Source organism: Streptomyces sp. adm13(2018) (genome assembly GCF_008042145.1).
Lineage (GTDB): Bacteria > Actinomycetota > Actinomycetes > Streptomycetales > Streptomycetaceae > Streptomyces.
On the sequence record NZ_RDBH01000129.1, the window covers coordinates 940,760 to 962,952 of the forward strand.

Annotated in this window: 18 protein-coding genes and 1 pseudogene; 7 read left to right on the forward strand and 12 right to left on the reverse strand. The window is 73.2% G+C overall.

What is annotated here, in order from left to right:
- Window positions 1–3,490, forward strand: a 3,490-nt coding sequence (pulA, locus tag EAO70_RS20935; protein ID WP_148005271.1) for a pullulanase-type alpha-1,6-glucosidase, incomplete at its 5' end; no start/stop codon positions are given.
- Between the two features lie 78 nt (window positions 3,491–3,568).
- On the opposite strand, the gene EAO70_RS20940 is transcribed toward pulA, so the two are convergent.
- Window positions 3,569–4,309, reverse strand: coding sequence for a TetR/AcrR family transcriptional regulator (locus EAO70_RS20940; RefSeq protein ID WP_148004399.1), 741 nt, complete (start codon window positions 4,307–4,309; stop codon window positions 3,569–3,571).
- 37 nt (window positions 4,310–4,346) lie between these two features.
- Between EAO70_RS20940 and EAO70_RS20945 the strand changes: the two genes are divergently transcribed.
- Window positions 4,347–4,841, forward strand: a complete 495-nt coding sequence (locus EAO70_RS20945; RefSeq protein ID WP_148004400.1) for a hypothetical protein — start codon at window positions 4,347–4,349, stop codon at window positions 4,839–4,841.
- 33 nt (window positions 4,842–4,874) lie between these two features.
- On the opposite strand, the gene EAO70_RS20950 is transcribed toward EAO70_RS20945, so the two are convergent.
- The 3 genes from EAO70_RS20950 to EAO70_RS20960 all read right to left on the reverse strand — a co-directional run bounded on the left by EAO70_RS20950 (window position 4,875) and on the right by EAO70_RS20960 (window position 8,473).
- Window positions 4,875–5,942 (reverse strand): PDR/VanB family oxidoreductase, encoded by a 1,068-nt coding sequence (locus tag EAO70_RS20950; protein ID WP_148004401.1) that lies wholly within the window; start codon window positions 5,940–5,942, stop codon window positions 4,875–4,877.
- Entirely contained in the window at window positions 5,942–6,826 is an 885-nt protein-coding gene (locus EAO70_RS20955) for a metal-dependent hydrolase (RefSeq protein ID WP_148004402.1), read from the reverse strand. Before EAO70_RS20955 ends, EAO70_RS20950 begins: the two co-directional genes overlap by 1 nt.
- Before the next feature lie 96 nt (window positions 6,827–6,922).
- Window positions 6,923–8,473 carry a hypothetical protein gene (locus tag EAO70_RS20960; protein WP_261992971.1) on the reverse strand — a complete coding sequence of 517 codons (1,551 nt, stop codon included), beginning with the start codon at window positions 8,471–8,473 and terminating at the stop codon, window positions 6,923–6,925.
- An 85-nt stretch (window positions 8,474–8,558) separates the two neighbouring features.
- Here EAO70_RS20960 and EAO70_RS20970 point away from each other — a divergent pair, with 85 nt between their 5' ends.
- Entirely contained in the window at window positions 8,559–9,935 is a 1,377-nt protein-coding gene (locus tag EAO70_RS20970) for a PepSY-associated TM helix domain-containing protein (protein WP_148004403.1), read from the forward strand.
- On the opposite strand, the gene EAO70_RS20975 is transcribed toward EAO70_RS20970, so the two are convergent.
- Window positions 9,936–10,487 (reverse strand): winged helix-turn-helix domain-containing protein, encoded by a 552-nt coding sequence (locus tag EAO70_RS20975; protein WP_148004404.1) that lies wholly within the window; start codon window positions 10,485–10,487, stop codon window positions 9,936–9,938.
- 383 nt (window positions 10,488–10,870) lie between these two features.
- Window positions 10,871–11,902, reverse strand: a complete 1,032-nt coding sequence (glnII, locus tag EAO70_RS20980; RefSeq protein WP_148004405.1) for a glutamine synthetase — start codon at window positions 11,900–11,902, stop codon at window positions 10,871–10,873.
- A gap of 322 nt (window positions 11,903–12,224) precedes the next feature.
- Between glnII and EAO70_RS20985 the strand changes: the two genes are divergently transcribed.
- Complete coding sequence (locus EAO70_RS20985) at window positions 12,225–13,139, forward strand: Gfo/Idh/MocA family protein (protein ID WP_148004406.1); 915 nt, start codon at window positions 12,225–12,227, stop codon at window positions 13,137–13,139.
- A 52-nt stretch (window positions 13,140–13,191) separates the two neighbouring features.
- On the opposite strand, the pseudogene EAO70_RS20990 reads toward EAO70_RS20985, so the two are convergent.
- Window positions 13,192–14,457, reverse strand: a pseudogene (locus EAO70_RS20990) (PLP-dependent aminotransferase family protein); the annotation flags it as partial.
- On the opposite strand from EAO70_RS20990, the gene EAO70_RS20995 reads away from it, so the two are divergent.
- Window positions 14,394–14,669 (forward strand): hypothetical protein, encoded by a 276-nt coding sequence (locus tag EAO70_RS20995; RefSeq protein ID WP_148004407.1) that lies wholly within the window; start codon window positions 14,394–14,396, stop codon window positions 14,667–14,669. The pseudogene EAO70_RS20990 and the gene EAO70_RS20995 sit on opposite strands and share 64 nt — an antisense overlap.
- An 89-nt stretch (window positions 14,670–14,758) precedes the next feature.
- Here the strand turns inward: EAO70_RS20995 and glnA are convergent, their stop codons facing one another.
- Window positions 14,759–16,183: a type I glutamate--ammonia ligase gene (gene glnA, locus EAO70_RS21000; protein WP_148004408.1), complete on the reverse strand. Its 1,425-nt coding sequence runs from the start codon at window positions 16,181–16,183 to the stop codon at window positions 14,759–14,761.
- 222 nt (window positions 16,184–16,405) lie between these two features.
- Between glnA and EAO70_RS21005 the strand changes: the two genes are divergently transcribed.
- Window positions 16,406–16,873 carry an RDD family protein gene (locus EAO70_RS21005; protein ID WP_148004409.1) on the forward strand — a complete coding sequence of 156 codons (468 nt, stop codon included), beginning with the start codon at window positions 16,406–16,408 and terminating at the stop codon, window positions 16,871–16,873.
- A gap of 123 nt (window positions 16,874–16,996) precedes the next feature.
- Here the strand turns inward: EAO70_RS21005 and EAO70_RS21010 are convergent, their stop codons facing one another.
- The 4 genes from EAO70_RS21010 to lipB form a co-directional block, all read right to left on the reverse strand.
- The gene (locus tag EAO70_RS21010) at window positions 16,997–17,701 is read right to left on the reverse strand and encodes a DUF4191 domain-containing protein (RefSeq protein WP_148004410.1); all 705 of its coding nucleotides are present in this window, start codon (window positions 17,699–17,701) and stop codon (window positions 16,997–16,999) included.
- 10 nt (window positions 17,702–17,711) lie between these two features.
- Window positions 17,712–17,927 (reverse strand): hypothetical protein, encoded by a 216-nt coding sequence (locus tag EAO70_RS21015; protein ID WP_148004411.1) that lies wholly within the window; start codon window positions 17,925–17,927, stop codon window positions 17,712–17,714.
- Window positions 17,928–18,310: 383 nt separating this feature from the next.
- Window positions 18,311–19,264 carry a lipoyl synthase gene (lipA, locus tag EAO70_RS21020; protein WP_148004412.1) on the reverse strand — a complete coding sequence of 318 codons (954 nt, stop codon included), beginning with the start codon at window positions 19,262–19,264 and terminating at the stop codon, window positions 18,311–18,313.
- Between the two features lie 114 nt (window positions 19,265–19,378).
- A complete protein-coding gene (lipB, locus tag EAO70_RS21025) occupies window positions 19,379–20,188 on the reverse strand; it encodes a lipoyl(octanoyl) transferase LipB (protein ID WP_148004413.1) in 810 nt (269 codons plus the stop codon).
- Window positions 20,189–20,525: 337 nt separating this feature from the next.
- On the opposite strand from lipB, the gene EAO70_RS21030 reads away from it, so the two are divergent.
- The coding region (locus tag EAO70_RS21030; RefSeq protein WP_261992973.1) for a hypothetical protein at window positions 20,526–22,193 on the forward strand (1,668 nt) is incomplete at its 3' end.

The window sequence follows — 22,193 nt, forward strand, 5'->3', positions numbered from 1 at the left end:
GAAGAAGCCCTCCGTCAGCCTCAGGGCGCCCGCCTCCGGAGCCACCGGCACCGTCGAGCTCACCGCCGACGTCAGCGGCGGCGGCCTCAACCGCGTCGTCTTCGCCGCCCAGACCGGCACCGGCCGCTGGCAGACCCTCGGCACCGCCGACCACGCCCCCTACAAGGTCACCCAGCACGTCGCCGCCCCCGCCGGCACCGCCCTGCGCTACAAGGCCGTCGTCGTCGACAGCGCCGGCCGCATCGCGAGCGCCACCGCCGCGAGCACCGCCGGACAGGCCCCCGCCCCCGAGAAGCCGGTCGCCGTCGAACGCACCCACGCCGTCGTCCACTACCGGCGCGAGGACGGGAACTACGACGGCTGGACCCTCAAGGGCGCCGGCCAGGAGGCCGCGTTCACCGGCCGCGACGCCCACGGCGCCTTCGCCTGGGTGAAGGTCCCCGAAGGCGCCTCCACCGTCGCGTACACCGTCGAGAAGAACGGCACCGCCGACGGCCCGCAGCGCAGCGTCGACCTCGGCCGCACCGGCGAGGTCTGGATCACCCAGGGCCAGGACGGCCAGTCCGACACGAACCCGTCCCCGGCCCCGCAGGACAAGACCAAGGCCGTCCTCCACTACCAGCGGCCCGACGGGAACTACGAGGGCTGGGGCCTCCACACCTGGACCGGGGCCGCCCAGCCCACCGACTGGTCCAAGCCCCTCATGCCGACCCGGACCGACGCCTACGGCGCCGTCTACGAGGTCCCGCTCACCGAGGGCGCCACCTCCCTCTCGTACATCCTCCACAAGGGCGACGAGAAGGACCTCCCCACCGACCGGTCCCTCGACCTGGCGAGCCTCGGCCACGAGGTCTGGGCCCTCGCCGGACAGCCCGCGTACCTCCTCCCCACCGTCGGCGGCGCCCCGAACCTCGACCTCGGCAAGGCCGAGGCCCAGTGGATCGACCGGAACACCGTCGTCTGGAAGGTCAAGCCCACCGAGGCCACCAGCCAGCAGCTCGTCTACGCGAAGGACGGCGGGATCACCGTCACCGACGGCGCCCTGAACACCGAGGGCCAGTGGCTCCGGCTCCGGCAGACCGCCCTGACCGACGCCCAGAAGGCGAAGTACCCGCACCTGTCGGCGTACCCGGCCTTCACCGTCGACCCGCGCGACACCGACCGCGTCCGCGACTCCCTGCGCGGACAGCTGATCGCCACCCAGCGCGCCGCCAACGGCGCCCTGCTCGCCGCCACCGGCGTGCAGACCGCCGGCGTCCTCGACGACCTGTACGCCAAGAAGGCCACCGGCGCCGCCCTCGGCCCCGTCTTCCGCGGCGGCCGGGTCGACCTCTCCGTCTGGGCCCCCACCGCGCAGTCCGTCGCCCTCGAACTCGACGGCCGGACCGTGCCCATGCGGCGCGACGACACCTCCGGGGTCTGGTCCGCCACCGGCCCCAAGTCCTGGACCGGCAAGCCGTACCGCTACGTCGTGAAGGTCTGGGCCCCCACCGTCCAGAAGATCGTCACCAACAAGGTCACCGACCCCTACTCCACCGCCCTCACCACCGACTCCGCCCGCAGCCTCGCCGTCGACCTCACCGACCCGAAGCTGGCGCCCAAGGGCTGGAACTCCCTCAGGAAGCCCGCCGCCGTACCGCTGCGGGACGCCCAGATCCAGGAACTCCACATCCGTGACTTCTCCGTCGCGGACACCACGGCCGAGAAGGACCACCGGGGCACCTACCTCGCCTTCACCGACCGGGACAGCAAGGGCTCCCGGCACCTGCGCGACCTCGCCGCCTCCGGCACCTCCTACGTCCACCTCCTCCCGGCCTTCGACATCGGCACCATCCCCGAGAAGAAGTCCGACCGGACCGAACCCGCCTGCGACCTCAAGGTCTACGCCCCCGACTCCGACGAGCAGCAGGCCTGCGTCGCCGCCGCCGCGGCCAAGGACGCCTACAACTGGGGCTACGACCCGCTGCACTACACCGTCCCCGAGGGCTCCTACAGCACCGACCCCGAAGGCACCCGCCGCACCGTCGAGTTCCGGCAGATGGTCCAGGCCCTCAACCGCGACGGCCTGCGCACCGTCATGGACGTCGTCTACAACCACACCGTCGCCTCCGGACAGTCCGACAAGTCCGTCCTCGACCGCATCGTCCCCGGCTACTACCAGCGCCTCCAGGCCGACGGCACCGTCGCCACCTCGACCTGCTGCGCCAACACCGCGACCGAGAACGCGATGATGGGCAAGCTCGTCGTCGACTCCCTCGTCACCTGGGCCAGGGAGTACAAGGTCGACGGCTTCCGCTTCGACCTCATGGGCCACCACCCCAAGGCCAACATCCTGGCCGTGCGCAAGGCCCTCGACGGGCTGACCCCCGCCAAGGACGGCGTCGACGGCAAGTCGATCGTCCTCTACGGCGAGGGCTGGAACTTCGGCGAGATCGCCGACGACGCCCGCTTCGTCCAGGCCACCCAGAAGAACATGGCCGGCACCGGCGTCGCCACCTTCTCCGACCGGGCCCGTGACGCCGTCCGCGGCGGCGGCCCCTTCGACGAGGACCCCGGCGTCCAGGGCTTCGCCTCCGGCCTCTTCACCGCCCCCAACACCTCCACCGCCAACGGCACCCCCGCCGAGCAGAAGGCCCGGCTCCTCCACTACCAGGACCTGATCAAGGTCGGCCTGACCGGCAACCTCGCCGACTACTCCTTCACCGACACCTCCGGCCGTACGGTCAAGGGCTCCCAGGTCGACTACAACGGCTCCCCGGCGGGCTACGCCGCCGCCCCCGGCGATGCCCTCGCCTACGCCGACGCGCACGACAACGAGACCCTGTACGACGCACTCGCCTTCAAGCTCCCGGCGGGCACCTCGGCGGCGGACCGGGCCCGCATGCAGGTCCTCGCGATGGCCACCGCGACCCTCTCGCAGGGCCCGGCGCTCTCCCAGGCCGGTTCGGACCTGCTGCGCTCCAAGTCCCTGGACCGCAACTCGTACGACAGCGGCGACTGGTTCAACGCGATCCACTGGGACTGCCGCGACGGCAACGGCTTCGGCCGCGGCCTCCCGCCGGCCACCGACAACAAGCCCAAGTGGGGCCACGGCAAGCCGCTCCTGGTGAACCCGAACCTCACGGTCGGCTGCGCGCAGATCGACGGCGCCTCCGCCGCGTACCGCGACCTCCAGAAGATCCGTACCACCGAGAAGGCGTTCTCCCTCGCGACCGCGGGGCAGGTGCAGGACGCCCTGTCCTTCCCGCTCTCCGGCCGCGAGGAGACCCCGGGCGTCATCACCATGCGCCTCGGTGACCTGGTCGTCGTCCTCAACGCGAGCCCGGCGGCCACCTCGCAGCGGGTCGCCGAACTGGCCGGGCGGGGTTACCGCCTCCACCCGGTCCAGGCGGGCGGCGCCGACACCGTCGTGAAGTCCGCCTCCTACGAGGCCGGTTCGGGCACCTTCACGGTCCCGGCGCGGACGGTGGCGGTCTTCAAGGCCCGCTGAGTCCCGTGACACACGCCGCCGGCGGGGAGCCTTCCCGGCTCCCCGCCGGCGGTACGACGTTCCTGGCCTCGAACCGCCTTACAGGGGGCGCTGATCCGGGACGGAGGGCGCGCCGCCCTCCGGCGCGACGGTCGGTACCAGCGCCACCAGCCGGCCCACCAGCTCCCCGAAGGGTCCGTCCGCCGGCTCGTCCGCGAGGATCCCCACCAGGATCCCCGCCATGTCCGGGTCGTAGGCGGCGCTCACCGCGGCGAGGGCCGCGAAGTCGTGCACGAGCTGCAACTCCAGCTCCGTGCGCGGCACCCGGCGCCCGTCCAGCCAGATCAGCGCCGTCGACTCGGCGAGCGACACCCAGGACCGGACGACCAACTCCAGGCGCGCGGACGGCTTCTCGACCCCGAGATGGGCGAGGATCTGCAGGTACGCGGCGTGCCGTACCTCGTCGATCATCGCGTTCGTGGTGGAGGAGCCCACCGCCGGACCGCCCCGCATCAGCGCGGCGAAACCCGGCCCGTGGTCGTCGACGAAGTCGAAGAACCGGCCCATCACCCGCAGCAGCCGCGCCCCCAGGGGCCCCTGCGGCGGCTCCACGAACCTGGCCGCCAACTCGTCGGCCGCGCGCCGGAGCGCGGCCTCGTAGAGGCTCTGCTTGCCGGGGAAGTAGTGGTAGACCAGCGGCCGCGAGATCCCCGCGGCCGCGGCGATCTCGTCGATGGACACCTCGTCGGGAGAGCGGTGGCTGAAGAGTTCGAGGGCCACCCCGATCAGCTGCTGCTTGCGCTCCTCGACGCCCATCCTGCGGCGTACCCCGGTCGTCATACGAACAGCCTAACGTCGTCCGATACGCTCCTGCCCCATGAGCGCTTCCGACCAGGACACCCCGGCCGTCAAGGCCCCCGAGCCCGCGGAGGCCCCCGAGGCCGAGGAGGCCGACGCCGTACGCCGGAAGGCCACCGAAGCCGCCGAGCCCGCCGACGGCGTGGAGAAGGACGTCGAACCCGCCGCCGAGGCCGCCGAGGAAGACGACACCGAGGAAGCCGACGAAGCCGACGAGGAAGACGAACTCGACGAGGCCGACGACCCCGCCGACGCGGAGGGCCTCACGCCCAAGCAGGCGCGGCGGCTGCGCGTCGCCGCCGCCTCCGTGCTGCTCGTCGCGATGGCCGTCGTCCTGGCGATCCGGCTCGCGAGCCGGACCTCCGTCCTGGTCGTCGGGGTGTACGGACTCGCGATGATCCTCTGCGGCATCGTGATCGAGCTGTCCCGCAACGGCCGTACGCGGCTCGGCACCTGGCTCCTGGTGGCCGGCCTCCTCGGCGCACTCGCCCTCGACTGGCTCGTCCTGCCGTGACGTCGTCCCCCGCGGACACCTTCCGGCCGCCCTCTAGAGGTCGAGGACGAGCCGTTCTCCCGCGCAGCGCGAGACGCAGATCAGCATCGAGTCGCCCCGCTCGGCGTCGGTGAGCAGCTCGTCCCGGTGGTCGACCTCGCCCTCCAGGACCCGCTGCCGGCAGGTCCCGCAGAAGCCCTGCCCGCAGGAGTACATGAGGCCGGGGACCTCCTCGCGGACCGCCGCCAGGACGGACCGGTCGGCGGCCACCCGCACCGTGCGCCCGGAGCGGCGCAGCTCGACCTCGAAGGCCGTGCCGCCGGTCGTCGCGGCGGCCGAGAAGCGTTCGAGACGCGGGGTGCTGCCCTCCGGGAGCGCCGCCGCCACGGCCGCCATGAGGCCGTCGGGGCCGCAGCAGTAGACCGGGGTCCCGGCCGGCACGCCGGCGAGGAAGCCGAGGTCGGGGTGGCCGGACTCGTCCTCCGCGACGACGGTCACCCGGCCGCCGGCGGAGCCCAGCGCCTCGACCTCCGCCAGGTACGGCATGCTCGCGCGGCTGCGCCCGCAGTACAGCAGCCGCCAGTCCGCCCCGGCCGCCTCGGCGGCGCGCAGCATCGGCAGGACGGGGGTGATGCCGATGCCGCCGGCGACGAAGACGTACGCGGGGGAGTCGACGAGCGGGAAGCGGTTGCGCGGGCCCCGGACCTCGATCTCCACGCCCTCGCGGAGCTGCTCGTGTACCTCGTGCGAGCCGCCCCGGCCGCCCTGTCCGGTCTCGATGAGCCGGGTCGCCACCGTGTACGCGGTGGGGTCGGCCGGGTCGCCGCAGAGCGAGTACTGCCGGACCAGGCCGGAGGGCAGGACGAGGTCGATGTGCGCGCCGGGCCGCCAGCCGGGCAGGCCGCGTCCCTCCAGGCGCAGTTCGACGACTCCCTCGGCCGGTGTGGTGCGTGCGGTGACGCGGACCTTGCGGGGGACGGTGCTGCCCCGGCCGTATCCCGACACGGGTTCGTCGAGGGCGGGCATCGGCCACAGCGGGGCGGTGGTCATCCGGCTGCGGACGGCGCGGCGGACGAGCAGCGCGGCCCCGGCGGCGAGGGCGACGGTGGTGAACCGGGGCATCAGTGGCCTCCGTTGGCGCCGGGGGAGGAGGCCAGGTAGGCCATCGCCTGTGCGGTGTCGCCCTCCTGGGAGGGGTGGTAGGCGCGGCTCAGGTAGCGGGGGATCGAGCGCAGCATGTCGGGGGTGGAGGGCAGGACGCCCTGCCGGCCCTTGCGGACGAACTGGCCGAGGGAGGCCTTGCCGTCGAGCAGGGTGGGGTCGTTCTCCATGAAGAAGCGGACGCCGCGCTGCCAGAGGAAGACGAGGGCGGAGAAGGCGAGGGCCCAGGTCCGGGCGCGGCGCCGGTAGCCGCCGTCGAGGTGCATGAACAGTTCGAAGGCGACCGAGCGGTGCTCGACCTCCTCGGCGCCGTGCCAGCGCAGCAGGTCGAGCATGGTGGGGTCGGCGCCGACCCGGTCGAGCTCGTCGGCGTTGAGCACCCAGTTGCCGAGGAAGGCGGTGTAGTGCTCGATCGCGGCGATCATCGCGACCCGCTCCATGAGCCACCAGCGGCGCGGCCGGCCCGGCGGCAGGGTCCGGTCCCCGAGGAGCTTCTCGAAGAACCAGTCGACCTGCGCGGTGTACGGGGTGGGGTCGAGGCCCTGCTCCCGGAGGTGGGGCAGCACGTCGTCGTGTGCCTGGGAGTGGATGGCCTCCTGGCCGATGAAGCCGATGACGTCCGCACGCAGCCGGTCGTCGGTGATGTACGGCAGGGCCTGCTGGTAGACGTGCACGAACCAGCGCTCGCCCGCCGGGAGCAGCAGGTGCAGCACGTTGATGGTGTGCGTGGTGAAGGGATCGCCGGGCACCCAGTGGAGCGGAGTCTCCTCCCAGTCGAAGGAGACCTTGCGGGCCTTGAGATCGACGTGCTCCGACGCCACCGGAGCAGGCTGCGTATTAGACATGGCGTCAATGTACTGAGGGGTAGCGGGTGGGCGACAGAGGTCTGCACGCTCTTTCTGCCCGGTGGGCCGGCCCGACGGCCGGGGCCGGCCCGGCCGTCACCGCAGCGCCCGCGCCCGGGTCCCGTCCCGCAGGGTCCCGCCGAGGTCGGCCCGCGCCCCGGCCGCCGCCCTCACGGCCAGCAGCGGACCGTCCGACCGCCCCTTCACCCCGCCCGAGGTCTCCAGGGCGGCGAAGTCCGGGCTCCCGGCGGCCAGCACGTACCAGCCCCCGGCCGGAGCCTGCCAGAGCACCCCCGCCAGCACCCGGGGATCGCGCACCCCGCACGCGGGCGACCCTTCGGAACGGGCCGCGAGCGCGGCGGGCACGGCCGGCGACGGGACCAGGAACTGGGCCAGGACCCGGCTGCCGGTACCCCGCCAGGTCTCCGCGCGCGTGCACAGCCACGTACCGACTCCGGCGCCCTCCGGCAGCGGCTGCCGGGCGAACCGCCAGGCGCTCACGGACCGCACGCCGTGCGCCCGCACCGCCGTCAGCTGGCACGCGGTCCGCGCCCAGGCCGCCCGCGCCTCCGGCCCCGTGGCGTCGGCCGGCGCCTCCGGCGGCCCCCAGAGGAGCCGGGCGGGCGCGAGCTCCCCCAGGTCGGCGAGGAGCCGGAACCCCGAACCGTCCCGCACCTGGAGGGTGTTCCAGCGGGTGCAGTCCCGCGCCGACACGGGACTGGTCATCGGCTCGGTCACCCCGCCGGCGTCCCGCCCCAGCGGCCGCGCCTCCTCGCCCGGCGCGAGCAGGTCCCGCGCGGCGGTCTCCACCACCCACGGCGCCGTCAGATACCGGACGTTGCCGGCCGCGCGGGACAGCACCAGCGCGGCCGAGCCGACGCCGTCGGCCCCGTCGGTCCGCGCGAAGTCGAGCGCCGCGCCCGCCGTCCCCGCGACCGGCTCCGCGTACCGCACGGCCCGCAGCCCGTCGTGCAGGAGCACCACCCGCGCCCCGTCGACCACCCCGGCGAACAGCAGCTGGGGCGGCCCCATGGGCGGCCCGACCGGCGTCCCCGGCGTCGCGGAGGACCGCACGGACGCACCCGGCCGCGCCCACACCGCCAGCGCCCGCCGCAGCAGCGCGCGGTCCCCGACGAGCGCCCCGCGCGCGGGCCACACGGAGAAGTCCTGCCGGGTGGAACCGGGCCAGACCGCCGGGTCGACGCGCTTGAGCCTCGCCGGGTCGAGGGCGGCCTCCGCGGCGGGGTTACGGGCGTACGAGGGCGCCGCGGCACCGTTCCTGCCCCACCCGTCCCCGGGCAGCCCGAGCAGCGCCCCGCACACCAGCAGCGCGGCGACGGCGACGGGAGCAGCCGGCCGGGGCAGGCCGACCGGAGCGGCGACGTGAGCGGCCGGTCGGGGCCGGCCGGTGAGGACGGCGACAGAGGCAGCCCGGGCCGCCCGGCCGAGGGCCCTCGGGTCCCCCGGCCCGGCCCGGACGGTCCCACGCGGGCTCGCGGCGGAGGCTCGGGCGGCGCGTCCGAATCCCGGCCCGCGGCCCGGCCCGCCGCCGGCCGTCGTGGCGGCGTCGCGCTGCTGGAGTCCGACGAGTTCGACCCCTGTGCGCTCCAGGCGCGGCCCACCGATCTGCTGCGGCGGCGGCAGCACGCCCGGGCCGGGGTCGTCGCCGTCGCCGCGCTGCTGGTGTGCGGGGCGCTGCTCGGGCTGCCCGGGGACGGGTGGGGCAGGAACGGTGCCGCGGCGCCCTCGTACGCCCGTAACCCCGCCGCGGAGGCCGCCCTCGACCCGGCGAGGCTCAAGCTTCTACGCGGGCGTGCTCGTCGCCCCGTTCCTCCTCGTGGCCGCCGCCAGCGGCCTGCTCTACGCGCTCTCCTTCCAGGCCGAGAAGTTCGTGTACGCCCACGAACTGGAGGTCCCCGTCGGCGAGCAGACCCTGGCCCTCTCCCGGCAGGTCGACATCGCCCGCGAAGCCAACCCGAACGGCACCGTCACCGCCGTCTGGCCCGGCGCCGAACCCGGCGCCACCACCCGCGTCCTGATGACCGACCCCGACGTCCCCGAGGACACCTCACTCGCCGTCTTCGTCGACCCGTACACCGGCGAGGTCCGCGGCCAACTGCCCAGCTACGGAAGCTCAGGCGCCCTCCCGCTGCGCACCTGGATCGACGGCCTCCACCGCGACCTGCACCTCGGCGAGATCGGCCGCAACTACAGCGAACTCGCCGCCAGCTGGCTGTGGGTGATCGCGCTCGGCGGACTCGCGCTCTGGCTCGGCCGGCGACGGAAGAACCGCCGCGCCCTCCTCGTACCGGAGGGCGGCCCGGCCTCCCGCCGCCGCACCCTCTCCTGGCACGGCACCGTCGGTCTGTGGGCCGTGGCCGGCCTCGTGGTGCTCTCCGCGACGGGTCTGACCTGGTCGCGGTACGCGGGCGAGAACATCGGGACCGTCCAGGACGGTCTCGGCGGCGCGACGCCCACACTCACCGCGACCGTCGGGGACGCCCCGGCCGGCGGCTCCTCGGAGCACGAGGGCCACGGCGGCGGCCACACCGGAGGCACCACCTCCCGGGGGCCGGACATCGGCATCGACGGAGCGCTCGACGCCGCCCGCGCCGCCGGCATCGACAGCCCGAGCGTCTCCCTGGTCCTGCCCGCCGAGGGCAAGGGCTACGTGATCAAGGAGACGGACACCCGGTTCCCGCTCCAGCTGGACTCCGTGGCGCTGAACCCGGCGGACGGCACGGTCGTCGACCGGCTCGCCTTCGCCGACTACCCGCTGCTCGCCAAGCTCACCCGGATAGGCATCGACGCCCACACCGGCGTGTTCCTGGGCCTGTTCAACCAACTGCTCCTCGCGGCCCTGGCTCTCGCCCTCGTCCTGCTCATCGTCTGGGGCTACCGCATGTGGTGGCTGCGCCGCCCGGGCCGCCCGGCGGCCCGCGGGACCTGGCGCCGGATCCCGGTGACGATGCTGCTGCCGCTGGGCGCGGTCACCGTCCTGGTGGCGTGGTTCGTGCCGCTGCTCGGCCTCAGCCTGCTGCTGTTCCTGGCCGTGGACCTCGCCCTGGCCCTGGCCTCCGGGCTTCGGGCGAGGTCACGGACGAGCTGATCAGGGCGTGTACTTGTAGCCGACCCGCCGCACGGTCTGGATCGTGTGGCGGTGCTCGGCGCCCAGCTTGCGCCGCAGCCGGGCCACGTGCACGTCGACGGTGCGCCCGTCACCGACGTGGCCGTACCCCCACACGGTCGTGACCAACTGGTCGCGGGTGTGGACCCGGTGGGGGTGCGCCACCAGATGGGCGAGCAACTCGAACTCGAGATATGTCAGGTCGAGCGCCCGGCCGTCCACGACGGCGATCCGCTGGACGCCGTCGATGGCGACGGGCCCCTGCTCCTCCACGGCGGCGACCGGCGCGGGAACGGCCGCGGCGAGCGGCTGCCGAGGCTGCTGGTCGGCGGGCACGAGCACCAGGTACCCGACCATCGGCGGCCGCCCCGGCAGCGTGGGCAGGGCGTGCGGCGGCGCGGGCAGCAGGGTGGCACCGGGCGGCAGGAAGTCGGCGACCTGCGCGAAGTCGACGACCTCGTTGGGATCGACGGCACGCAGCCGATGACGGTTGGGACGAACGGCGGCGGGGGTGCTGTGAGCGGTCTGGACCATGGGAAGTCAGCTCTTTCGCGCGGAGGAACGAACGGACAGGAGTCGTACGTCGAACGTCGTGCGCGTCGGCCGAAGGCCGTGGATCGGACCGAACCGATCGGGGCTTTAGAGGGCCGACGCGTTCCTCGCGCGGCAACACACCCGGTCGAAGTCATGATGCTGCCGGGAAGGCCAGAACGGCTCGAGGTCGTGACGACCCGTCGCGGTGTCGTTCTGAGTGGTGGCCATATCCCTATTGAACCAGAAGGGAATGCCCCCGACGACCCCTTCGCCGGCCAAAACCCCTGTCGTGCTTCCCACATGCCGGGAGACCGGACCTCCCCGGACACGCCGAGAGGCGCCCACCGGAGCGGTGGGCGCCTCTCGCCGTGCGGCAGCGCCGATCAGACCTGGCCGGCCTTCGCGAGGGCCTCGCAGCAGGTGTCCACCAGGAGGCGGGTCACCACGTACGGGTCCACGTTCGCGTTCGGGCGGCGGTCCTCGATGTAGCCCTTCTGGTCCTGCTCGACCTGCCACGGGATGCGGACCGAGGCGCCGCGGTCCGAGACGCCGTACGAGTACTCGTCCCACGGGGCGGTCTCGTGCAGGCCCGTCAGGCGGTCGTCGATGCCGGCGCCGTAGTTCTTGACGTGGTCGAGCGGCTTCGAGCCCTCGCCGAGGGACTCGGCGGCGGTGATGATCGCGTCGTAGCCCTCGCGCATCGCCTTCGTCGAGAAGTTGGTGTGCGCGCCCGCGCCGTTCCAGTCGCCCTTCACCGGCTTCGGGTCCAGCGTCGCGGTGACGTTGAAGTCCTCGGCGGTGCGGTAGAGCAGCCAGCGGGCGATCCACAGCTGGTCCGAGACCTCCAGCGGCGCCAGCGGGCCGACCTGGAACTCCCACTGGCCGGGCATGACCTCGGCGTTGATGCCGGAGATGCCGAGACCGGCCTTGAGGCAGTTCTCCAGGTGCGCCTCGACGATCGGGCGGCCGTGGATCTCGTCGGCGCCGACACCGCAGTAGTAGCCGCCCTGCGGGGCGGGGAAGCCGTTCTCCGGGAAGCCGAGCGGACGGGAGCCCTCGAAGAAGGTGTACTCCTGCTCGATGCCGAAGATCGGCTCCTGCGCGGTGTGCTTCGCGAAGACCTCGGCGAGCGCGGCGCGGGTGTTGGACTCGTGCGGCGTCATGTCCGTGTTGAGGACCTCGCACATGACCAGGATGTCGGCGCCGCCGCGGATCGGGTCCGGGCAGACGAAGACCGGCTTGAGGACGCGGTCCGAGGCGTGGCCCTTGGCCTGGTTCGTGCTGGAACCGTCGAAGCCCCAGATCGGCAGCTCCTCCAGCGTGGCACCCTCGCCCGCGAGGATCTTCGTCTTCGAGCGGAGCTTCGCGGTCGGCTCGGTGCCGTCGATCCAGATGTACTCAGCCTTGAAGGTCACGGGCCTCATCCTTTGAGCGTGCTGCTGCGGGTGTCGCGGCGGCTCGCGGCGCTGCGAGAAGCTGCGGTGTCTGTGTCCGGTCGCAGCTTCGCAACACGGGATTTCCCGTCGGTTGCCCGAATGTGAACCCCGTGTTACTCAGGTTTCCCGATCTTCGCGGAGCCGCTGTGCGAGGCCGCCGGCGTCCGGGAGCGGGCCGGGACCCGCGCCCCGGACCCCGTACGACCTCGGCCCACGAGGCCCCGGGGACCCCCGCGTCGTATACGGGGTTCGGCCGCGGCCCCCGGGGCCCGTCGTCGGCGGCACCCGGCAGACTGGGGGCATGGCGAAGCAGCTGGGCGCGAAGCCCCGTATCGGACTCCTCGGCACCGGCCCCTGGGCCGGTCACACGCACGCGCCCGCGCTGGCGGCGCACCGGGGGATCGAGTTCAGCGGGATCTGGGGCCGGCGCCCCGAGGCGGCGGCCGAACTCGCCGCCGCGTCGGGCACGCGCGCGTACGAGGACCTGGACGCGCTCTTCGAGGCCAGTGACGCCGTCGCGTTCGCGCTCCCGCCGGACGTGCAGGCCCCGCTGGCGGTCCGGGCCGCGGAGGCCGGCTGCCACGTGCTGCTCGACAAGCCGGTCGCGACGACGGTCGCCGGGGCGCGCGCGGTGGCCGGGGCGGTGGAGGCCGCGGGGGCGGCCTCGGTGGTCTTCTGCACGCTCCGGTTCGCCGAACCGACGGCCCGCTGGATCGAGGAGCAGACGGCGGCCGGTGGCTGGTTCCTGGGCGAGGCGCACTGGCTGGGCTCGCTGTACGGGGCGGGGTCGAGCAGCGAGTACGCGGCCTCTCCCTGGCGCCGCGAGAAGGGCGGCCTGTGGGACGTGGGCCCGCACGTCCTGTCGGTCTACCTGCCGGTCCTGGGCGACGTCACGGAGATCACCGCGGCGCGCGGCCCGGCGGACACCCACCACCTGGTGCTGCGGCACACCTCGGGCGCGAGCAGCACCGCCACGCTCACGCTCGGCGCCCCGCCGGAGGCGGCGGAGGCGGCCCTCACCCTGTACGGCACCGGGGGCCGGGTGGAACTGCCGCGCTGGGACGGCGCGGTGGGGGCGTTCGGCGCGGCCGTGGACGCCCTGGTCGCGGCGGCGCGTACGGGCGAACCCGATGCCTGCGACGCCCGCTTCGGCCTGCGGCTGACGGAGATCCTGACGAGGGCGGAGGCGCTGGCGGAGGAGTCGGCGCAGATGTAGGGCCCGGCCGGGCGCCCGTTCGGCGGCTCCCTCAGTCGCCCAGCACCTCGGACAGGCCGTCGCACAGCGCCTCCAGGGCGGGCTCGTACAGCCGCTCCGGCGGGGTCGCGTAGCCGACGACGAGGCCGTCGGCGGCGCCGGAGCGCGGTGCGTCGGGGTGGCGGTAGAGGTCCAGGCCCTCCACCGCGACCCCGCGCCGGGCCGACGCGGCGAGGGCCGCCCGTTCCGTGCCCGGGGGCAGTTCCAGGACGGCGTGCAGTCCGGCGGCGATGCCCGTGACCCGTACGGCGGGGGCCCGTTCGGCGAGCAGCGCGGTCAGCCGGTCGCGCCGGAGGCGGTGACGCTTGCGCATGCGCCGGACGTGCCGGTCGTACGCGCCGGAGGCCAGCAGCTCCGCGAGGGTGAGCTGGTCGGTCGCTGAGGAGTGCGGTTCCCGCTCCCCCTTCGCGGCGACCACCGGGCCGACGAGCGCGGACGGCAGGCACATCCAGCCGATCCGCAGGCCGGGGGAGAGGCTCTTGCTGACGGAGCCGACGAGGACGGTCCGTTCGGGGTCGAGTCCCTGGACGGCGCCCACGGGCCGCCGGTCGTAGCGGAACTCCCCGTCGTAGTCGTCCTCGATCACCAGCCCGCCGGAGGCCCGGGCCCACTCCAGGGCGCCCGCCCGGCGCTCTGGGTGCAGGGGGCCGCCGGTGGGGAACTGGTGGGCGGGGGTCAGCAGCACCGCGCGCGCGTGGCGGGGGATGTCGGCGACCCGCGCCCCGTCCTCGTCGACCGCGACCGGCAGGGTGGTGACCCCGGCCCCGGCGAGGAGGCCGCGGTGGAAGGGCAGTCCGTAGGCCTCGACGGCCCACGGGTCGGCCGGGCCGAGGACGCGGGCGAGGAGCCGCAGCGCGTGCGCGGCGCCCGAGCAGACCACGATGCGGTCCGGTGCGGTGCGGACGCCCCGTACCCGGGCGAGGTACTCGGTGAGCGCGTGGCGCAGTTCGGTCCGGCCGTGCGGGTCGCCGATCCCGAAGGCCTCGTGGGGTGCGGCCGTCAGGGCCCGCCGGGCCGCCGTCAGCCAGGCGGTGCGGGGGAAGGCGGCGGGGTCGGGCTTGCCCTGGACGAGGTCGTGGGGGCCCAGGGTCCGCTCCACCACCCCCCAAACCCCCTCTGGCCAGGGGCGATTGTCAGTGTGGGGCTCTAAAATGGGGGGTGAAGGTGAGGGTCCCGGGGAGGGCCCGCACCCCGCCGTTCGCCAGGAGGTAGCCCATGGCTCTCGCCGTGATCCGGACACCGTCCCTCGAACCCTGGAAGCCGCTCCGGAAGAAGCCGCTCCCCGCGGGCCGCCCCCGCGAGTGGTACGTGACGCACAACCGCCGTCTGAAGGCCATGCGACTCGCGATCGCCCTCCTCGACGCCGGCGTCTACGTCCCGTCGAAGGCCACGAACGCGACGATACGCGGCACGGCCGACCACCTCGGCATCCACCCGCCCTCGGACACCACCTGCCGCATGGTCCGCGCCATGATCCGCTACGGGCGCTGACCCCGGAGGGGCGCCGGAAGGCGGCGAGGCCCGCCGCCCCCTCGAAGGGGACGGCGGGCCTCGGAAGTGCCTCGCCCGCGCGGTGCGGCCTAGAGGTCGAAGTAGAGCTCGAACTCGTGCGGGTGCGGGCGGAGCTGGATCGGGGCGATCTCGTGGGTCCGCTTGTAGTCGATCCAGGTCTCGATGAGGTCGGAGGTGAAGACACCGCCGGCCTGGAGGTACTCGTTGTCGGCCTCGAGCGCGTGGAGGACGGCCTCCAGGTTGGTCGGGACCTGCTGGACGTTGGCGTGCTCCTCGGGAGCCAGCTCGTACAGGTCCTTGTCGATCGGCTCCGCCGGCTCGATCTTGTTCTTGATGCCGTCGAGGCCCGCGAGGAGCAGGGCGGAGAAGGCGAGGTACGGGTTCGAGGACGGGTCCGGCGCGCGGAACTCGACGCGCTTGGCCTTCGGGTTCGAGCCCGTGATCGGGATGCGCATGGCGGCGGAGCGGTTGCGCTGCGAGTACACCATGTTGACCGGGGCCTCGAAGCCCGGCACCAGACGGTGGTACGAGTTCACCGTCGGGTTGGTGAAGGCGAGCAGCGACGGGGCGTGCTTGAGGATGCCGCCGATGTAGTAGCGGGCGGTGTCCGAGAGGCCCGCGTAGCCGGTCTCGTCGTAGAACAGCGGGTCGCCGTTCGACCACAGCGACTGGTGGACGTGCATGCCCGAGCCGTTGTCGCCGAAGATCGGCTTCGGCATGAAGGTCGCGGTCTTGCCGTTGCGCCAGGCGACGTTCTTCACGATGTACTTGAAGAGCATCAGGTCGTCGGCCGCGGCGAGCAGCGTGTTGAACTTGTAGTTGATCTCGGCCTGGCCGGCGGTGCCGACCTCGTGGTGCTGGCGCTCGACCTGCAGGCCGACGTTCTCCAGCTCCAGGGAGATCTCCGAGCGCAGGTCGGCGAAGTGGTCGACCGGCGGGGCCGGGAAGTAGCCGCCCTTGTAGCGGACCTTGTAGCCGCGGTTGTTCTCCTCCGCACCGGTGTTCCAGGCGCCGGCCTCGGAGTCGATGTGGTAGAAGCCCTGGTTCGCGGAGGTCTCGAAGCGGACCGAGTCGAACACGTAGAACTCGGCCTCGGGGCCGAAGTACGCCGTGTCGGCGATGCCGGTGGAGGCGAGGTAGGCCTCGGCCTTCTTCGCGATGTTCCGCGGGTCGCGGCTGTACTGCTCGCCCGTGATCGGGTCGTGGATGAAGAAGTTGATGTTCAGCGTCTTGTCGCGGCGGAAGGGGTCCACCCGGGCCGTCGACAGGTCGGCGCGGAGCGACATGTCGGACTCGTGGATCGCCTGGAAGCCGCGGATCGACGAACCGTCGAAGGCGAGCTCCTCCGACGGGTCGAACGCCGTCGCCGGGATCGTGAAGTGCTGCATCACACCCGGAAGGTCACAGAAACGGACGTCGACCATCTTGACGTCGTTGTCCTTGATGTACTTCTTGACCTCGTCGGCGTTCTGGAACCCGTGCGTCTCGGACATCCCACTCCTCCTACTCCCGGCCCGGGGAGGGGCGGGGTTTGCAGCTGATTCGTGCGGCCGGTGCGGTGGCACACGCTGGACCCGACCATAGGCAGGCGGGATTTCCCAAGCATGACCCAATTGTTTCGTCCAAGTTAACCGGGCTGGGTGCTCCCCCGCCTGGCCGCGCCGTTCGCCTACCCGGACCGAAGTGATCGAAAACGGGCGCAGTACCGTGGTCGCGTGGACAACAGGCAAGCACTCGGATCTTGGCTCTCCGGCCCCCGCGCGGCGGCCGAGGACGCAGGCGTCGACTTCGGCTACCGCGGTCAGCAGCTCGGGCTGCCCGAGGAGGGCCCCGGATCGATCGCCCGCCCGGGGCGCCGCCTCGGCGCCCTCGCCGTCGACTGGGCCCTCTGCACGCTGATCGCATACGGCCTGATCACCGACGGCTACAACCAGGCCACCGGCAACTGGGCCCTCGTCATCCTGCTCGTGCTGAGCGTGCTGACCGTCGGCACCATCGGCTCGACCCCCGGCAAGCGCCTCTTCGGCCTCGGGGTCGTCTCCGTGCACGGCGGCCGCCTCGGCCTGCCCCGGGTGGCGCTCCGCTCCCTGCTGGTCTGCCTGGCGCTCCCCGCCCTCATCTGGGACCGCGACGGCCGAGGCCTCCACGACCGCCTCTCCGGAGCCGTACAGGTCCGTCTCTGACGCCGTACGGCCCCCGTCGGCGCGCAGCCGCAGCACACGCATGAGGAAGGCCCCGGACCGTCAGGCGGTCCGGGGCCTTCCTCATGGAGCGGTTCTGGAAGCCATCGCCTCCGGTCGGGCGCGTCAGCGCATCTTTCCGCCGCGCGGCATCCGCATGCCCTTCGGCATCGGACCCTTCGGCAGCGGCATGTTGCTCATCAGGTCGCCCATCGCCCGGAGCCGGTCGTTGGCCGCCGTCACCTGCGGGCCGGAGAGCACCCGCGGCAGCTTGAGCATGGTCGTACGGACCTTCTTCAGCGGCACCTGGCCCTCGCCGTCGCCGACGATGATGTCGGTCACCGGCACGTCGACCACGACGCGGTTCATCCGCTTCTTCTCGGCCGCGAGCAGGGGCTTCACCCGGTTCGGGTTGCCCTCCGCCACCAGCACGATGCCGGCCCGGCCGACCGCCCGGTGCACGACGTCCTGGCTGCGGTTCATCGCGACCGCGGGGGTCGTCGTCCAGCCGCGCCCGACGTTCTGCAGCACCGCCGCCGCCGCGCCCGGCTGGCCCTCCATCTGCCCGAAGGCCGCGCGCTCGGCACGCCGCCCGAAGACGATGGCCGCCGCCAGGAGCGCCAGGACGAAGCCCAGGATGCCCAGGTAGACCGGGTGACCGATCAGGAAGCCGATCGCGAGGAGGACACCGAGTACGACGATGCCCACGCCTGCGACGACAAGTCCGACCTTCGGGTCGGCCTTTCGGGTCATCTTGTACGTGAGGGCGATCTGCTTGAGCCGCCCCTGGTTCGCAGCGTCAGCGCTGCCCGTGTTTGCCTTCCTCGCCATGTCCTGAAGTTTACGTGGCCCGGGACGTGCGGCCCGACGCGACCTCCATCACGTGCTGGGCCTCGACCCGGTCCTTGGCGCGGCGGCGGTCCTCCAGGACGGAGTTCCAGGCGTTGCGCCGGGCGGTGCGCTGCCCGGCACCGAGGAGCAGTGACTCCACGGCCTTCAGGGCGTCGGTGACGGACGGGATCGCGGTGACGCGGACGTGCGTCGATGCGGCCGGCATGACGGGGTCCTCCCTCGATTGCGGGTGAGACGAGGCGGGGGGTACGAGCGGGGTGGTGAGCGGTGCGTGGCGCTGAGTGCATCCAGGCTCACAGACTGGTGTTACCAGGGCGTGACCCGGTGGTCAAACACTGATGAAACGTTGATGCGGCCATGTGGCGGCCCCGGAAACGGCGGCGCGGCCCGCACGTCCCCGCTGAGCTGCGGGGCCGTACGGGCCGCGTCCGATTCGGCCATTACCGGCCGGTAATCACTTGTGCTCCGTTTCACACGGCCTGCGTGGCGTTGTCCACCGCGCCGCGCTTCTCCCCGCTGCCGGTCGAGCTCCGCCTCGCCACCGCTCCGGCCGCGGGTCCGCCCTCGTTCCTCGGGCGGACCCGCAACCTACGCTTCGGCTCGGCTGCGCTTCTCCATGGCCTGCTGGAAGAGGCGACCCGCACGGTACGACGAACGGACCAGCGGGCCCGACATGACGCCGGAGAAGCCGATCTCGTCGGCCTCGTCCTTCAGCTCCACGAACTCCTGCGGCTTCACCCAGCGCTCCACGGGGTGGTGCCGGACGGAGGGGCGCAGATACTGCGTGATCGTGATCAGCTCGCAGCCGGCGTCGTGCAGCTGCCGGAGCGCCTCGCTGATCTCCTCGCGGGTCTCGCCCATGCCGAGGATCAGGTTCGACTTCGTGACCAGACCGTAGTCACGGGCCTGCGTGATGACGTCGAGCGAGCGCTCGTAGCGGAAGCCGGGACGGATCCGCTTGAAGATCCGCGGCACCGTCTCCACGTTGTGCGCGAAGACCTCGGGACGTGAGTCGAAGACCTGCTTGAGCAGCTCCGGCACGGCGTTGAAGTCGGGCGCGAGCAGCTCGACCTTGGTGCGGCCCTCGGCGCGCTCCGCCGTCTGCTGGTGGATCTGGCGCACGGTCTCGGCGTACAGCCAGGCCCCGCCGTCCTCCAGGTCGTCGCGGGCGACGCCGGTGATCGTGGCGTAGTTCAGGTCCATCGTCACGACGGACTCGCCCACGCGACGCGGCTCGTCCCGGTCCAGCGCCTCGGGCTTGCCCGTGTCGATCTGGCAGAAGTCGCAGCGCCGGGTGCACTGGTCACCGCCGATGAGGAAGGTGGCCTCGCGGTCCTCCCAGCACTCGAAGATGTTGGGGCAGCCCGCCTCCTGGCAGACCGTGTGCAGGCCCTCGCTCTTCACGAGGCCCTGCATCTTCGTGTACTCGGGCCCCATCTTCGCCCGCGTCTTGATCCACTCGGGCTTGCGCTCGATGGGGGTCTGGGCGTTCCGGACCTCCAGGCGCAGCATCTTGCGTCCGTCGGGTGCGACTGCGGACACATCGGCTCCTGTAGCTTCGATTCTTCGGCGTAACTAAGGGTACGCCGTTGCTTCCCATGCCTTACTACGTCTGGCCAACCTCTGGCCAGCGCCCTGCATTCCTGTGGGCGCCCCTCAGACCGCGGCCGGCTCCACCGGACGCTCGACCGCGCGCGGCTTCAGGTCCGCCTGCTCCAGGACCGCCCGCAGGTGCTTCTCCACCACCGGCAGCACCTCCTCGATCGTGAGGTCGCGGCCCAGCTCGTTGGCGAGCGAGGTGACCCCCGCGTCGCGGATGCCGCACGGGATGATCCGGTCGAACCAGGCGTTGTCCGGGTTCACGTTCAGCGCGAAGCCGTGCATCGTGACGCCCTTGGCGACCCGGATGCCGATCGCGGCGAGCTTCCGGTCCTCGCGGCGCTGGCCGGCGTTGGACGGGGCGTACTCGGGGCCGTTCAGGCGCGGGTCGAACTCCTCGTCGTTCAGCCGCGGGTCGAAGTCCAGGGAGAGTCCGCCGAGCGCCGGGCGCTGCTCGACCGGGTCGCCCAGCACCCAGACGCCGCTGCGACCTTCCACCCGGCTGGTCTCCACGCCGAACTCGGCGGCGGTGCGGATCAGCGCCTCCTCCAGCCGGCGCACGTGTGCGACGACGTCCACCGGGCGGGGCAGCTTCATGATCGGGTAGCCCACGAGCTGGCCGGGGCCGTGCCAGGTGATCTTGCCGCCGCGGTCCACGTCCACCACCGGCGTCCCGTCGAGCGGGCGCTCGCTCTCCGCCGTGCGCCGGCCCGCCGTGTACACCGGCGGGTGCTCCAGGAGCAGACAGGTGTCCTCGGTCTCGTCGGCGAACCGCGCGGCGTGCACCTCGCGCTGCTTGTCCCAGGCCACCTGGTAGTCGACGGCTTCCGCGCCGAACCCAAGGCGGACGAATCGCAGCTCACTCACGGCCATGCCTCCTCCTGGGTGCCGGGGACCGGAATCCGGGGATCATCCCGGGCCGGTGCGGCACCATGCGTCATTCGCGCCCATGCCACTGTACGGCGGTACCGGGCAGGGCCCTCGGGCAGGTGGACGGCGGTGGCCCTCCCGCAGGTGGACCGGGGTGCCCTCCGTCAGGTGGCCGGGAGCGCCTACGTCAGCGATGCCATCAATCCTCACACGATCGGATGAATGTGGGGCGAAGGTGGCGGTTAGGGCGGTGAGGACCGCTAAATTCGCGCCGTTCCATGAGGGTCCGACGGGGCTGCCGTCCGGACCCGGAAGGCAGGAGACCGCACAGCTGATGACGGAACGACCACCGCAGCGCATCCCGAACCGCCAGCTCGCCGCGCTCATCGCCGAGGCGGGGTTCTCGCACGCGGGCCTGGCGAGACGGGTGGACCAGCTCGGTCTGGAACACGGTCTCGACCTGCGGTACGACAAGACGTCGGTGACCCGCTGGCTCCGCGGCCAGCAGCCGCGCGGCACCACGCCCGCGCTGATCGCCGAGGTCTTCACCCGTCGCCTCGGCCGCCGGCTCTCGGCCCAGGACCTCGGCCTCGACGCCTGCGCCCCGGTCTACGCCGGGCTGGAGTTCGCGGCGACCCCCGAGGAGGCGGTCGACATCGTCAGCGGGCTCTGGCGGAAGGACTCCGGCAGCCACGCCGAGCTCCGCAAGATCGCCTTCACCCCGGCGGGCCTGGTCGTACCCAGCCGCGACTGGCTGATCGGCCGCGCGGACGACCGGGTGGCCCGGGGGGAGGCGCCGCAGGGCCCGCGTACGACGTCGTCACCGGTCGCCGCGGCGGCCGGCGCGACCACGGCGGAGTCCCGCCTCGGGCACGACCCGCGCCCAGCGCACGACCCGCGGGCCGGGCACGACCCGCGCCCGGCCCACGACCCGCGCCCGGCCCATGAACCGCGCGCCGCGCACGATCCGCGTGCCGCGTCGCCGGACGCCCGGCTCGCCCACGACCCGAGGGTGCCGGCCCAGGGGCGCTTCTCCGTACCCCGGCAGCGCGGCACGGACCGGGGGCCCGGCCAGCGGGTCTCCAGCGGGGACGTCGCCGCCCTGCGGTCGGTCGGCGAACTCTTCCGCACCCTCGACCACGCCTACGGCGGCGGGCACGCCCGCCAGGCCCTCGTCCGCTACCTGGAGCACGAGGCGGAGCCGATGCTGCGCGGCACGTACGGCGAGTCCGTGGGTCGGCGCCTCTTCGCCGCGGCCGCCGACCTCACCCGGCTGGCCGGCTGGACGTCCTACGACATCGCCGCGCACGGCCTCGCCCAGCGCTACTTCGTCCAGGCGCTGCGGCTGGCGCAGGCCGCGGGGGACCGGGCGTACGGCTCGTACGTGCTCCTCACCATGAGCTGCCAGGCCGTCTACCTGGGCCACGGGCGGGAGGCCGTGCAGCTCGCCCGGGTCGCCCAGCAGGGCGTCGGGCCCGGCGCGCCGCCCGTCGTCCAGGCGATGCTGCACGCGGTCGAGGCGCGGGGGCACGCGGTGCTCGGTGAGGCGCGGGTGTGCAGCGCCTCGCTGGTGCGGGCCGAGCGGGCCCTCGAGGCGGCCCGGCCGGGCGACGAGGTGCCGTCCTGGGCCCGCACGTTCGACGAGGCCCAGCTCGCCGACGAGCTGGGGCACTGCCACCGCGACCTCCAGCAGTACCGGCCGGCGGCCCAGTACGCCGAGCGCGCACGCCTGGTCCAGTTCCCCCAGGGCCAGGCGCGAGGTAGCCAGGACCACCCGGCAGAACAGGCGGCTGCGGGCGAAGCCGGGCGGGCGGAGCTGGAGGGCGCGCTCGGCGTACTGGGCCGCCGGCCGGTACTGCTGGAGGTCGCGGTGGCAGTGCCCCAGCTCGTCGGCGAGCTGGGCCTCGTCGAACGTGCGGGCCCAGGACGGCACCTCGTCGCCCGGCCGGGCCGCCTCGAGGGCCCGCTCGGCCCGCACCAGCGAGGCGCTGCACACCCGCGC